The organism is Limnoraphis robusta BA-68 BA1 (genome assembly GCF_034932365.1).
Classification (GTDB): Bacteria; Cyanobacteriota; Cyanobacteriia; order Cyanobacteriales; family Microcoleaceae; genus Capilliphycus; species Capilliphycus robustus.
Map to the genome: position 1 here is coordinate 41730 of NZ_JAYGHR010000064.1, position 13639 is coordinate 55368.

Sequence of the window (13639 nt, forward strand, 5' to 3'; positions counted from 1 at the left end):
TCAACCCAGATGACGGCTAATAGATGGTACTCTGTTCATCGTTTCCGAAATTAGGGGTCAGGAATTGTCATCGATGCTTTGCCGTTCCTAGTCCTGATCGCTTAAGTCCTACTCCCCTTCAACAAGCTGACGATACTCCTCGGCTGACAAAGATTCATCCAAGTCATTGATTTCATCAATACGGACTTTGATGAGCCATCCCTCGCCATAGGGATCATCAGCCAGGTCTTCAGGAGAATCTACAACAGCGTCGTTACATTCGATGACAGTACCGCTAACTGGGGCTTTCAAATCTTCTACGGCTTTAACAGACTCTACAGTGCCAAAAGATTCGCCTTTTTCAACGGCATCGTTGACACCCGGCAATTCTAGAAACACAATATCCCCAAGTTGGCTAATTGCAAAACTGCTAATGCCAATCGTTGCAATTTCGCCATCAAGTCTCACATACTCGTGAGTATCAGTATATCTTAGATCTTCAGGATATTCAATCGCCATTATCGTTCCTCACAAATTGAAAAAAATTCAGCCTAACACTGCAAACTGAGTTATCTAATGATCCCAGCAGAATTAGCCAGAATAATGAACAAAGTAACTCTCAAACGCCTCATTATAGGAGAATTTTCTGTGAGCCGCTTGCTAAAATCAACCTTGATCATCTATGCTCTGGTTGGTATTTGGGCTATCTTCGGGACTGATCGCCTGATTTTTCTTCCGCCATCTGCTAGTTACACCCAGTCTGATGATTTTATCCAACTTCGGGCTACAAATGGCGATCAGATTACAGCCCTCTACTTACCAAACGCTCAAGCCCAGTATACAATCCTCTACAGTCATGGCAATGCTGAAGACTTAGGACTGACTCGCCGACGCTTACCAAAAAGTTGGGTTTAAAGCCTCGCCCTTGCAGGCCGACTTTTAATATGTTATACTATTTTGCGTGGGACTTGTTCACGCAAATGATAGTTTTAGAATTTAAAGTACAAGGCAAAACATCTCAATATACGGCTATTGATGAGGCGATAAGAACGGCTCAATTTGTCCGCAATAAAGCTATCTGTTTTTGGATGGATAACAAAGGTGTAGGGCAAAAAGAGTTGTATCGTCTGAGTAAAGATATCAGACGTGAGTTTGCTTTTGCTAACGCTTTAAATTCTAGTGCTTGCCAAGCTGCCATAGAAAGAGCGTATAGCTCAATATCTCGTTTTTATGAGAATTGCAAGAAGGGTATTCCCGGGAAGAAAGGTTATCCAAAATTCAAGAAAAATAACCGTTCGGTGGAATATAAAACCTCGGGTTGGAAGTTATCAGAAACGAGAAAGCAGATCACTTTCACCGATAAGAAAGGAATTGGCAAGTTAAAACTAAAAGGAACATGGGACTTAAATTTCTACCCAATAGAACAGATAAAACGGGTTAGATTGGTACGTCGTGCTGACGGATATTATACCCAATTCTTAATTAGTGTAGACAACAAAGTAGAAACACAACCAACGGGTAAAATTGTGGGTTTAGATGTTGGACTTAAAGAGTTCTACACAGATAGTAATGGGTATAGTGAACCTAATCCTAGATTTTATCGAACAGGAGAAAAACGATTAAAGTTTTATCAACGTCGTGTTTCTCGCAAGAAAAAAGGCTCTATCAACCGTAAGAAAGCCGTTAATAGATTAGGTCGAGTACACCTCAAAATAAGTAGGCAACGTGAAGAACACGCTCTTAGAGTGGCGCGTTGCGTAATCCAATCTAACGATTTGGTAGCCTACGAAGATTTGAGGATCAAGAATTTAGTTAAAAATCACTGTCTCGCTAAATCTATTAATGATGTTGGCTGGTATCAATTCAGAAAATGGTTGGAGTATTTTGGTGTTAAGTTTGGCAAGATAACCGTAGCCGTTAATCCTGCTTATACTTCTCAACAATGCTCTAATTGTGGTGCAGTAGTCAAAAAATCTCTATCTACAAGAACCCATGTTTGTGAATGTGGTTTTGAGATGGATAGAGATTGGAATGCCGCAATTAATATTCTGAAATTAGCCTTGAGTACGGTAGGGCATACCGGAACTTGGATCTTAAATCCTCACGCTTTGGGAGATTCGACCTCTACTCAAGTTGGAGAAATCCTGCCTGAGCAAGTTGGGTCTGTGAACAAAGAATCACCGTGCTTCTAGCGCGGTGAGTGTCAAAACAGCTACAAAAAATGGGTTTTTCTGTCTTAGCTTATGACTATCCCGGTTATGGGATGAGTACCGGAAAACCAACGGTAAAAGGAACCTATCACGCCATTAACGCCGCCTACGACTACCTCACCCAAACGTTAAATAGACCTCCCCATAACATTATCGTTTATGGTCGTTCTGTGGGGGGAAGGCCGTCTGTTGATTTGGCTTCTCGTCAACCCGTTGGCGGGTTAATTTTGGAAAGTTCGTTTGTCAGTATTTTTCGCGTTGTTACTCGTATTCCCCTGTTTCCCTTTGACAAATTTCCCAATCTCGCCAAAATTCAACAAGTTCGTAGTCCTGTATTAATCCTGCACGGAAATCACGATCAAGTCATCCCCTTTTGGCATGGACAACAACTTTACGCCAAAGCCAATCAACCTAAAATAGCATTTTGGGTAGAAGGGGCGGATCATAACGATTTATTAGAAGTCGCCGGACAAGGTTATCAAGAAACCCTACAAAAGTTTACCGAAATATTAGCAAAATATCATAGATCAAACTAACCCATTCAGTGTATAATCAGTCCATCTTTGAAGTTCAGTGCGGGTGCATTTACCGTGTTCACATAACACGAGGACGCTTGCACCATGAAACCTATTCAATTTTTGGGAAAATCCCTGCTGATTTTGACGGGAATTTCCCTGACTTCGGTTCCCCAATTTTCCGCCATTGCTACCCTAACCCCTGTTAACCGCACCTCGGAAACTGGACTCAACTCGATACATCTACCTGAAGCCGAATATCAACTCGCCAATATTCGCACTTGTTCCGTTGCCGATCCCACAAATACCCCTCTAAATGTGCGTTCAACTCCCAATGGTAAAATTATCGGCAGTTTACCCGATGGCGTGAAAGTCGAATGGCTGAAAACTTCCGACAACAACAAATGGGCATTTGTTCGGACTTCTATCATGGAAGGTTACGTTTGGGCTGCCTATCTCAAATGTTAATTCATTTCTGCTAACGTCTCACTTCTAATCAACTTTAATTATACTGGAGTTTAGAGTATGTCTTGCTGGTATAGTCCGCATTGCTCTATGCTCCAGTATTTATTGCTAAATTTTATTACACACAATACTAGCAATTGAATATAATAATAGATGTCTCAAGCCCAATCATGTCAAAATTAAAAAAATCATTATATGAGCTTGCCATCCTTAGATCATTTTAGCAACCGAACCGATTTGCAGAAATATGGCACAGATGCTTTACCTCTATTTGCACTACAACTTAGATTTCAGATAGAAGATATTGATACTGTAGCAACAACTTCATTAACTGATAAAGCAACCAAGGGAGATGACAAAAAATGTGATTTGATTTACGTGGATAAAGATTTAGGTCATATTGTTGTTATTCAAGCCTACTTTGCTAACAACCCTAATAAAAATGTTGCACCCTCCAATAAAGCCGCTGATCTAAACACTGCTGCTGCTTGGTTATTCAACTCTCCAATCAACGACTTACCTGAAGGACTTCAATCTGCTGTCGAAGAGGTTCGATCAGCTTTGGAAGAAAATTGTATTAATTTTGTGCAATTTTGGTATGTCCATAACTTGCAGGAGTCTAAAAATGTAAAAAATGAGCTTTCAATGGTTGCGCAAACCGTTAATAACTTTTTAAAAACAAAGTTTCCTCAAACTAATGTTGAAAGCATAGTTGCTCTTGAGGTTGGTCAACAAACCCTAGACGAATGGTATAAATCTTTAGAATCTCCTATCTTGGTAACAGACAGCTTTACGATTCCAATAGCTAACGGTTATACGATTTCAGGGAATGAATGGGATGCTTTTGTCACTGCTGTTCCTTTGAGTTGGTTGCATGAAGTTTTTAAAAAATACGATACCAAACTATTTTCAGCTAATATAAGAGGATATTTGGGGAGCAGAAAAAGTGACAGCAATATTAACAACGGGATTAAAGAAACTGCACAAGCTTCTCCCGATAATTTTTGGGTATATAATAACGGTATCACAGCTCTTGTCTCTCATTTTGAAGAAGTTTTAGATAATGAAAAACCCAGTAATTCAGAGAGTAAATGCTTGCAAATCCAAGGAATTTCTATTGTTAATGGGGCGCAAACAACTGGAGCAATTGGTAGCTTGAAGCATCAGCCAACATCAACTGGAAAAGTCCAAGCTCGATTTGTCAGGTGTAATAATATTAATACTATACGAAGCATAATTGAATATAATAACAGACAAAACGAGATAGAAGCTTCTGACTTTCGTAGTAATGATCCTATTCAGCGTCGTCTGCGTCAGGAATTTGATCAAATTCCTGAAACAAGCTATTCTGGCGGGAGAAGGGGTGGTAGCGAAGATATAATTCGTCGTCCATCTAACTTATTACCTTCTGATACTATTGCTCAATCTCTTGCTGCATTTCATCAAGACCCTGTACTAGCCTATAATAAAAAGTCTGATATTTGGAAAATTGATAAAACCTATGCAAAATACTTTAATGAGCAAACAACGGCTGAACATATAGTCTTTACATATTCTTTGCTTCGAGCCATTGAATCAAAGAACCGTAGCTTAACAGATAAGCAAAAAGAAAATAGGTTATCTGAATTGGAGGAAGAACAGTTAAATTTTTTTCGTAAACGAGGATCTCATTTCTTACTGGAATCGGCTATAGCTAAATGTTTAGAAATATTTTTAGATTGTTCAATCCCTAGCACTTTTAAAGTTTCATTTGGAAAAATATCCCCTCAAAAAGCAGAAGATATCTGGCATGAAATTGTTGATATTACTATACCTTTTTCTAGCTATTTGACTTCTGCTGTTAGCAAAAGCTTAAGTAATAGTGATGAAGCTACGAAAGCAATCAATGCTTTTAGAAATATAGTGGAATCCACAAAAAGATATCACTCAGAGACCACTTTTAGATCCTTCGCTTCTCATGTCAAGTTTTCTTCTTAAATTATTATGAATTTTTAGTATAAACAAAGAAATGATTTGATCTAATTTCCCTGACCAAATACTTAGTCTGGTGTTCAATTTAGAAAAACACGCGATAAATTAAGGAGGGAGATTTCTTTCTCCGCATCTACCCAACCCAACCGCTTATGTCAATTATTGTCGTCCAACAGTTGAGTAAAGTCTTTCCCGTCGCCGTCAAAGAACCGGGGTTAAAAGGAACCCTGCGTCACTTTTTCAGCCGCACTTATCGCCAAGTTCAAGCCGTGCGTGAGGTTTCCTTTACCCTAGAAGCCGGAGAAGTTGTCGGGTTTTTGGGTGCAAATGGGGCGGGAAAAACCACCACCTTAAAAATGCTGACTGGACTCATTCATCCCTCTAGCGGCTTAGTCAAAGTTGCAGGTCATACCCCTTTTAAGCGAGAATCTTCCTTCTTACATAAGATTACCCTAATTATGGGTCAAAAGCAACAGTTAATTTGGGATTTACCCGCCTTAGACTCTTTAAGAATTAATGCAGCCGTTTATGGAATTTCCGACTCAGAATTTCGCTCTCGTTTGGGTGAGTTGAGCGAGATGCTTTCCCTCAAAGAACAGTTAAAACAACCTGTGCGAAAGTTGTCTTTAGGGGAACGGATGAAAGCGGAATTATTAGCAGCCTTATTACATCGACCCCAAGTGTTATTTTTAGATGAACCGACATTAGGTTTAGATGTAAACGCTCAAGTAGCAGTCAGGGAGTTTTTAGCCGAATATAATCAACGGTATCATGCAACAATTCTGCTCACCAGTCATTATATGGCAGATATTACAGCCTTGTGTAAACGGGTGATTTTCATTCATCAGGGTGAGTTAATCTATGATGGCAGTTTAGAAGGATTATTAGAACAATTTTCCCCCTATCGAGAGGTCAAAATAGAGTTAGCAAATCATTCCCCAGAACAGCCGGAAATCTTCCAAAAAATATTAGCAAAATCAGGAGAAATAGAATCCATTCAAGGACAATCTGTGCGGTTGTTGGTTCAACGAGATGCCCTAACAAATACCGTTGCTCAAATTTTAGCGCAAATGGATGTATTAGATTTAACCATCAGTGATCCTCCCATTGAAGAAGTCATTGGTCGTGTTTTTACTGCGGGAACGGTGAATTAAAATGATAATTATTTTCATTGTATTTTTTTAAAAACTTCCCAAAGATAGAGAACAACAACCCTCAGTCGAGCTACAGTATTGATAAAAAGAGTTATAAGTAATAGTTTCTAGAAATTCGTCACTATGAAAGCCAATCAAAAAACTTTATCTGTTCTACTGGGATTGTTGTTGATGCTCATCGTTGTGAGTTGTGATCAGGTTGGCAATTTTCAATCCACTCCCCAAACCAACAATAATGATCAAATTGTAGCAGTTGCTAATATCAAAAGCACAGCCGATTCTAATCTCTCAGGAATCGTCACTTTAATTCAAAATCAATCCTCAAAAATCTTACCTACGGTAGAAGTCAAAGCCGAAGTTACAGGTTTACCACCCAATAGTAAACATGGATTTCATATTCATCAAACTGCAAGATGTGAACCCGATTTTGGGGCGGCAGGCGGACATTTTGATCCGGGTCCTTTTGGAGATACTGACCCCGACGCCAATCATCCTTTTCACATGGGAGACTTACCCAATTTAGTCGCTGATGCCCAAGGAAATGCTGTTTTAACCTATCTTAGCAATCGCGTCACACTCTCACCTGGGCCGTTAAGTTTATTCGATGAAGATGGTAGTGCTTTTATCGTACACGTCGATGAAGATCAAGGCACAACAGGAGTTAAAGGCGGAGCAGGCGGCGATCGCTTAGGGTGCGGTATTATTGAGAAACAAGCCTAAAACAGTTCCCGTTTTTTACCGTGAACTAAAGGCAATGCACCCAAAAATAGGGAGAATTCAATTAATTTTACCAAAAAACGAGCGGAAAGCCCCTAGCTTCAGCTATGGGGATGAACGCGGCAGTGGCTTTAGCCACAAACGAGGCAATCAAGTCACAAAACTAATGTTGCCATTATATGGCGTAGAGCTATACAATAATTTCCCTGAGTAAAAAGTTCAAGTAAAACAGCAAGATCACCTATTCTTGTAAGTCTCAAAAAAATGTCTAAATATGGCTGTCAACAAAATTTAATTCACTTAAGTAAAGACCTTGGAGCAATACTTGAATATATTTGTTCTGAGTCGGCAAAGCTAAGTAATTGCGGTATTTATTATTCGAGGCAATTCTTTTTTCAGACTGGCAAAATTCCGAGTCAGTTTGATTTGCATAAAAAAATCAGAGACAGCCCGCATTTCAAGGCACTACAGTCTCAGGTGGCACAGCAAACTTTAACAACAGTAGCAGAATCCTTTAAATCTTTTATGGGATTATTGAAAGCATTTAACGCATGTGTCATCGCTGATCGTCCCCGACTGCCAAAATATCGTAAAAAAGGACTCGCTCTAGTCACCTATCCATCTCAAGCGATTCAACTCAAAGATGGAATACTTCGATTTCCCTTGGGTAAAAAAGTCAAAGCATGGTTTGGAATAGATGCTTTTTATTTGCCCATGCCAAGCCATCTAGAATACTCAACTATTAAAGAATACAGAATACTCCCCAGAAATGGCTGTTTTTATCTTGAGTTGATCTACAAAAAAGAATCAATTCATTCTTTTTTTGACCCCAAGAAAGTGCTAGGTATTGATCATGGAATTGATAACTGGTTAACTTGTGTAAGCAATACTGGAACGTCCTTTATTGTAGACGGAAAGCATCTTAAGTCCTTGAACCAATGGTTCAATAAACGAATATCAGTTCTCAAGGAAAATCAACCACAAGGTTTTTGGTCTAAGCAACTAGCAAATCTTACAGAAAAGCGAAATAGACAAGTCAGAGATGCGATCAACAAAGCAGCTAGATTGGTGATCAACCATTGTATCAATAACCAAATCGGGACTCTCGTTTTTGGTTGGAACAAAAGACAAAAAGATTCTGCTAACATGGGAGCTAAGACTAATCAAAAATTTGTTCAAATTCCAACGGCAAGATTGAAAGATAGAATCGCTCAATTATGCGAACAATATGGTGTCAATTTTGTAGAAACCGAAGAATCCTATACCTCCAAAGCTTCTTTTATTGATTCCGATCCTCTACCTGCATTTGGCGAAAAACCTAAAGGGTGGAAAGAATCGGGAAAAAGAGTTAAGCGTGGCTTGTATAGAACGGCAAACAATTGGTACATCAATAGTGATTGCAATGGAGCCGCAAATATAATCAGAAAAGTAGCGACAACACTTGGATTAAGTCTAAGTGGAGTTGGTAGAGGCGCATTGACTACGCCATTAAGAGTCCGCATTTGGACTGCTTAAGAATCCCTCGGCTTTAGCCGTAGGGAGTGTCAAATCGCCTCTAACCTTCAGCTTATGTTTCTATTTTCGCACTAAAAATTCTCTTTGCGATAACCAAATCCATACTCGTGACACAGCTTATTCAACTGTTGAGAAAGCCCAGGAGAACCGCAGAAAAACACATCTACTTTCTCCGGTTTATGGGTTTGGGAAACTGAACGAAAAATCTCATCCCAATCCGGGCGTCCGGTATGAGTAGGACTTTTTAAGCCCGTAATCAGGTCAACTTGACTACGGGAGTGTACCATATCCATCGCCATAAAAAGGGTTGAAGACTTCATATCTGACTTTTTCTGCGCCCCAGTTAAATAGAGATTGAGATCAAACAAGTTTTCAGTATCTTCTTGTTCGAGTCTAGATAGAATTTCGATAAACCATTCAAAGGACTTTTGATCTCGATTTAGCCAGTAAAAATACACTTTTTTCAAACGCATATTTTTAGAACCCTGCTTTTGACGTTCCAAAATACTTCTGAGAATTGAAGCAAAAGGAGTCACCCCAATTCCTGCCGCAACGAGCATCACATATTTAGACTCAAAAATGTGGGTACTGGGTGTACCGTAGGGGCCATCAATATACACTTGGAGACCGACTTCTGGTTTAGAAGAACCGGAGCGAATCCATTCTTCTCGTCTTTCTTTAAACAGTTGATAAAGGCGACCCGTCCAACTCCCAACCGCTCGGATATGTACAGATAAAACATCGGGTTGTTCAGGAGCGCTACTAATCGTAAAAGGATGCCATTCAAAATTTGAAAGACTCGGGCATTTGAGAAACAAATAGTCACCCGGTTGATAATTCATTGAGGGGGGACGTTCAATCGTTAAACCCAGAACTTTTGAAGGTAACAAAGACGCATTCAAAATCGAGGTGGGTTCTTTGGTTTTTACCCAGCGCAAAACCTGTTCAACCGCATATCCAATAATCGGAACTAATGCCCATTTCCAAAACACAGGGCCATGAATTAACGCTAGGATAAACCACAGCACATAAGCCATATGAGCCATGTAGAAGAGGGCAAATTTACCGCCTTTGCGAATGGGTTCCTGTGCAGTTACCCACATCAGACCAAAAACAATCAGCAATAGTAAACCCGAAAAACCTGCTTTGGTTCCAAAAAGACTTTGTAAGAAAGGAACAGGTAAAGTCGTGTAGTTGAAAAAATGAGCAATCGTATGTACAATTGCTGAGGCAAACATCACTTGACCAATCAGCTTGTGAAACTCAATATGTTCATCGAGGGGAAGATAATTATTCAGAGGGCCTTTGCGTAACCAAGTGATAAAATGGCGCATGACAGGGATTAAAATCAAAGCACCATTGAAGTTGAGAGTCGCCCCACAACCTCGCGCAATTTGAACATAAAAATTTGCGCCATTATTTCCATATCGGATAAAAGCCTCAAAAAACAGAAAGAGATTAATCCCAATATACAGCCCCAGAAATGCGAGTGCGACCCAGTTATTCTGAAGATAATGCTTGAACCGGGTTCGTTGTATTTGCTTGAGTTGTTCAGTTGAAAGTAAGTTATCATCGGGTTTGTGAGGTGTTAACCAAGTCACAGGGCTAACCGCCATTGTCTCCATTAAAGCTGGCGATTTTGCCATTAACACTTGAAATTCTTCAAAGGAAATTTCACCATCATCGTTGATATCGGCTTCCAGAAATAAAACATCCACTAACTCTACGACTTGTTCAGGCTGCAAATCTAAATTGTTCTCTTTTAAACTTGATATAATTAATTGATGTAGCTCTCCTTTGGAAATGCCACCATCACCATTATGATCGTGAAGCAGATAGGAAAATTTTAACTTTTCTTCAGTCGTTCCAAAGACGAGATTTTCAACAGAACGAATAAACTCTCTCACACAAACTGTGCCACTTTTATCGGTATCAAATAGTGTAAAAAGGCGATTACTAATATACTCATCTCTGAGTCCTAAACCTTTTTGAAACTCTGATTGATCAATGTTACCAAAAATCGCCGTAAAGCCCCCGGATTTATCTGTGGGGATATAAGGCGAGTGAGCGTAGCGAACAAATCTTGCACTACCCAATGTTTTATCTACATCTTTCTGTGATAAGATAGCAGAATGCTAGTAAGAGAAGCCAAGCTATTGACGGGGCTAAAGGAGCAATACAAAGCTCTTGATGAAGCCATTCGCACCGCACAGTTCATTAGAAACAAGTGCGTTAGGTACTGGATGGATAACCGGGGAGTAGGAAAACCGTCTTTGTATGTTCATTCCAAAGACCTAGCCAAAGAGTTTGATTTTGCTAAAAAACTAAACTCAACAGCCCGTCAAGCCAGTGCAGAGCGTGCTTGGAGTTCTATATCTAGCTTTTATTCTCGTTGCCGTAAAAGTGACAAGAAAAAGGGGTATCCCCAATTCAAAAAACATTGTCGCTCTGTTGAATACAAGCAATCTGGCTGGAAGTTATCTGATGATTGTCTACAAATCACATTCACCGATGGCTTTAAGGCTGGAACATTTTCTGTATTCTGTAACGGAGAAACAAGGGAAGACCTACACCGATTAAAAATTAATCGTGTCAGGGTAGTCCGTCGTGCCGATGGGTATTACGCTCAATTTTTGTTTGATGCAGATCGCAAAGAGGAAGGCGATTTTACCGGAAATGTCATCGGACTAGATCTGGGTTTGAAATATTTTTATAAGGATCAAAATGATAACGCCGTTGAATATCCTAAGTTTTTGCGGAAAGCTGAAAAACGGTTAAAGCGTCAACAGCGACGACTTAGCAAGAGGTTCGTAAAAGGTGCTAAACCTCAATCAAATAACTACCACAAAGCAAGAAAAAGACTGGGTAAATGCCATTTGAAGGTTCAACGCCAACGTAAAGACTGGGCTGTGAAGTTAGCCCGGCGCGTAGTAGCATCTAACGATGTTGTGGTGTACGAAGACCTCAAGATTCAAAATATGGTCAAGAACCATCATTTGGCTAAGTCAATTTCAGATGCGAGTTGGTATCAATTCACTCAATGGTTAGACTATTTTGGAAAAATCTGGGATAAAGCGGTAGTTTCTGTTAGTCCAAATTTCACATCTCAAGATTGTTCTAACTGTGGATTTCGAGTAAAAAAAACACTCAGTACCCGTACTCATAAATGTCCGAAATGTCATACAGAAATTTGTCGAGATACTAATGCGGCACTTAATATTCTGAAGAAGGGCATGAGTATTCTGGGTAGCGAGTATCAACAATACAGTACCCAAGGGCATTGGGAAACTGCCTCAAACGAGGAAACGCTTGGGGAGACTTCCGCCTCTGTTAATGAGGAGAAATCTGAATTAATAAGTGGTGTCACTGAACCAGGAATTAACTGTAGTTAAGAATCCCCTAGCTTTAGCTATGGGGAGTATGTCAACATCTTCTCCAGCGATCTTTGTGAAAACCTCTTGCAGTTCTTGTAGTCGGCTAAATACCTTTTGGGAATCCATAATCAAGATAATGGGGTATACTAATAGAATCTCCTCAAGTTGACATGAGGAGACTCAATAGAATCTATAGCAACATCTATGACTGCTTTCTTTCGGCTTAAAAGGCTATGTAAAGCAATTTTTGCAGCCAAAATATCCCTTGAGGCTGCTGAGATGGTCAGATTATATCACAAAATTATAAAAGAGCAATTTTTTTGTTCTGACTTTTTTCGTAACTTTCTGTGAAGGTTGATACTTCAACACTCTCGCCTCAGTTAAAGGACTGTCCTCTATTTCTTCGGAAAATAGCATCCGTAGCCAAATCTCTGCACATATGCCACTCCACCAAATAAGCCAACATACATAAAAAGATTGAAGCTCTGACTACGTGCTAGCGCACACGCTGCGCGAACGGGTATCTTTATAATAGCGGAAGTTCCGTTTTAGCAATCCAAACTCTCTAATTCAGCCCATAATTTTTTCATATACTCATCGGTATTTTTTAACTCCATTTCACCGAAAGCAGCGACTTCTTCCTTACCATATTTATGATCGCTTTTAATCACTTCTTGAATCCAATAAGGTAAACTAGAGGGGTCTTTCATTAGTTCGCGGCTCATCTCCAAAGAATCCTTCCCTAAATTGTCCCCATCATACTTAGCTGCCAAACAAAGCTTGAGTAATTTAGCGAGATTACTTTCCGGTGGAATAGACAATAAAAAAGCCATGTGTTCTGCTAAGATAGACTGTTTTAATTTCATAGAATCCTCTTCAAAATAACTGACTGGTTTGTGTTTTATCGAGATTAACTTATCTATGGATGTTTGGAACCATCCGGCATAATTGCGCCTTTGAGATAAGCACCCCGCAGGTCAAATTCGCTCACATTTGCACCTTGAAGATTCGCTCCTGTTAGATAAGCGCCATCGAGGTTCGCTCCACTCAGTTGAGCGCCTTGGAGGTCAGCACCGCTCATTTGAGCATTACGCAAATCTGCACAAATTAGATTAGCATGATTTAGATTCGCTAAACTTAAATTGGCATAACTCAACTTGGCAAAACTAAAATTAGCATGGCTGAGGTTTGCACCACTCAAGTCTGCACGCGCCAATAAAGCTTTATCAAAATTCGCTCGACTCAGATTAGCTTCTTTGAGAATTGCTTTGGTTAAATTCGATGAACTTAAATCAGCTTTGGGTAAATTAATCGCAGTTAAATCTGCATCCACAGCATCTAAACCCCGCAAAGGTATCCCATCTTCGTTCAAATCTTGTAACGCCATCATCCGAGCATAACTCACTTTAACCCCCTTGGCTGCATCAATTGTACTCCAAGCTTGGTAGTGAGATTCTTTGCGATTTTCAGGGATTTCTTTAATATATAAAATCAACGCAACGAGAATACTAACAGTTTCAACTTGATCGATAATTTTTGCTAGAATACTGTCTTCATTTTCTTCCACTAATAAAATAAAAGCAATCAGCGCTAAAGCCGAACCCCCCGCAACAACTCCTGTCGGAAGTTCCCAGAAAATATTCAGCAGTTTATTGAGAAAGGCTTTAACTTTTTCATGGATAGATTGGTAACTCTCGGATAGTCGTTTTTTCGGATTAAATCCACCCGTAAAATTCAAG

General features: G+C 39.7%; 13 protein-coding genes. 9 read left to right on the top strand and 4 right to left on the bottom strand.

Features of this window, described 5'->3' with window-relative positions; all coding sequences use genetic code 11:
* Positions 1 to 108: 108 nt before the first annotated feature.
* The gene (gene gcvH / locus VB836_RS16055; protein ID WP_046277619.1) at positions 109 to 498 is read right to left on the bottom strand and encodes a glycine cleavage system protein GcvH; all 390 of its coding nucleotides are present in this window, start codon (positions 496 to 498) and stop codon (positions 109 to 111) included.
* Positions 499 to 582: 84 nt separating this feature from the next.
* Between gcvH and VB836_RS16060 the strand changes: the two genes are divergently transcribed.
* From VB836_RS16060 to VB836_RS16095, 8 genes are all read left to right on the top strand, one after another.
* Positions 583 to 894, top strand: a complete 312-nt coding sequence (locus VB836_RS16060) for a hypothetical protein (protein ID WP_323220627.1) — start codon at positions 583 to 585, stop codon at positions 892 to 894.
* Positions 895 to 959: 65 nt separating this feature from the next.
* Positions 960 to 2171, top strand: coding sequence for an RNA-guided endonuclease InsQ/TnpB family protein (locus tag VB836_RS16065; protein ID WP_323220629.1), 1212 nt, complete (start codon positions 960 to 962; stop codon positions 2169 to 2171).
* 8 nt (positions 2172 to 2179) lie between these two features.
* The gene (locus VB836_RS16070; RefSeq protein ID WP_323220631.1) at positions 2180 to 2725 is read left to right on the top strand and encodes an alpha/beta hydrolase; all 546 of its coding nucleotides are present in this window, start codon (positions 2180 to 2182) and stop codon (positions 2723 to 2725) included.
* 84 nt (positions 2726 to 2809) lie between these two features.
* Positions 2810 to 3172 carry an SH3 domain-containing protein gene (locus tag VB836_RS16075; protein WP_323220634.1) on the top strand — a complete coding sequence of 121 codons (363 nt, stop codon included), beginning with the start codon at positions 2810 to 2812 and terminating at the stop codon, positions 3170 to 3172.
* Positions 3173 to 3364: 192 nt separating this feature from the next.
* Positions 3365 to 5146, top strand: coding sequence for an AIPR family protein (locus VB836_RS16080; RefSeq protein ID WP_323220636.1), 1782 nt, complete (start codon positions 3365 to 3367; stop codon positions 5144 to 5146).
* Between the two features lie 146 nt (positions 5147 to 5292).
* The gene (locus tag VB836_RS16085; protein ID WP_323220637.1) at positions 5293 to 6294 is read left to right on the top strand and encodes an ABC transporter ATP-binding protein; all 1002 of its coding nucleotides are present in this window, start codon (positions 5293 to 5295) and stop codon (positions 6292 to 6294) included.
* A gap of 123 nt (positions 6295 to 6417) precedes the next feature.
* Complete coding sequence (locus VB836_RS16090; protein WP_323220639.1) at positions 6418 to 7014, top strand: superoxide dismutase family protein; 597 nt, start codon at positions 6418 to 6420, stop codon at positions 7012 to 7014.
* Positions 7015 to 7275: 261 nt separating this feature from the next.
* On the top strand, positions 7276 to 8526 hold the full coding sequence (locus tag VB836_RS16095) for an RNA-guided endonuclease InsQ/TnpB family protein (protein ID WP_323220641.1): 1251 nt from the start codon (positions 7276 to 7278) through the stop codon (positions 8524 to 8526).
* A gap of 71 nt (positions 8527 to 8597) precedes the next feature.
* Here VB836_RS16095 and VB836_RS16100 read toward each other — a convergent pair whose 3' ends face one another.
* Positions 8598 to 10622 carry an EF-hand domain-containing protein gene (locus VB836_RS16100; protein ID WP_323220643.1) on the bottom strand — a complete coding sequence of 675 codons (2025 nt, stop codon included), beginning with the start codon at positions 10620 to 10622 and terminating at the stop codon, positions 8598 to 8600.
* 36 nt (positions 10623 to 10658) lie between these two features.
* On the opposite strand from VB836_RS16100, the gene VB836_RS16105 reads away from it, so the two are divergent.
* On the top strand, positions 10659 to 11918 hold the full coding sequence (locus tag VB836_RS16105) for an RNA-guided endonuclease InsQ/TnpB family protein (protein ID WP_323220644.1): 1260 nt from the start codon (positions 10659 to 10661) through the stop codon (positions 11916 to 11918).
* A 530-nt stretch (positions 11919 to 12448) separates the two neighbouring features.
* Here VB836_RS16105 and VB836_RS16110 read toward each other — a convergent pair.
* Both VB836_RS16110 and VB836_RS16115 read right to left on the bottom strand, forming a co-directional pair.
* Positions 12449 to 12766: a hypothetical protein gene (locus tag VB836_RS16110; protein WP_323220647.1), complete on the bottom strand. Its 318-nt coding sequence runs from the start codon at positions 12764 to 12766 to the stop codon at positions 12449 to 12451.
* Positions 12767 to 12819: 53 nt separating this feature from the next.
* Positions 12820 to 13638 carry a pentapeptide repeat-containing protein gene (locus VB836_RS16115; RefSeq protein WP_323220649.1) on the bottom strand — a complete coding sequence of 273 codons (819 nt, stop codon included), beginning with the start codon at positions 13636 to 13638 and terminating at the stop codon, positions 12820 to 12822.
* Between the last annotated feature and the right edge of the window lies 1 nt (position 13639).